1 protein-coding gene is annotated in these 557 nt (G+C 38.1%); it reads left to right on the top strand.

What is annotated here, in order from left to right:
* Positions 1 to 330: 330 nt before the first annotated feature.
* Positions 331 to 557, top strand: a 227-nt coding sequence (locus BKH46_RS09345) for a hypothetical protein (RefSeq protein ID WP_143428967.1), incomplete at its 3' end; no start/stop codon positions are given.

The following is a 557-nucleotide window of genomic DNA, read 5'->3' as shown; positions in this document are numbered from 1 at the left end:
CTACTCATTATGAGATTTAGGTCTTCACTCAAGCACCTTTGGCGTTTGCCATAAATAGAACAAGCCTGCACTCCACTTGGAGAGTCTGAAGAAAACTTCAAAAGCAGTAGGAAGCTTTTAGCTTCATAGATCCTTCAAAGGGGATTAATCCAAATCTCCTTTAAGGAGAACTCTGCACTTTATTCTAAAAGTGCCTACCTACACTTATGACCAAAAATCCCCTTTGAAGAATCCATGAGATTCTAAGACTTACAGCCCATAGTTGGGATTCTTTATCCCACTTGGGATATTGAAATGCCCTTGAATGTTTAATCCCATAAAGGATAAAATATGTTAGAATATGCCCATAAAGGAGAAGTGATGGAAATTATGCCATATCATTTGGATCAAAGCACCTATGATGCTATCCATGAACGCTTCCCTGATCCTAGAGATACAGAGATCATTGTCTTTACAATTGAACATATCTTGAGCCACCAAAGTCAAGTGGTGATTGATACGGTCAATAGAAAAATCAAGCAGATCATTTATGAAGTGAGATGCGAACTTATAGGAGA

It is taken from the genome of Helicobacter sp. 12S02634-8 (genome assembly GCF_002272865.1).
Lineage (GTDB): Bacteria > Campylobacterota > Campylobacteria > Campylobacterales > Helicobacteraceae > Helicobacter_J.
The sequence above is the reverse complement of the archived record's forward strand: the minus strand, read 5'-3'. Positions and strand labels throughout refer to the sequence as shown.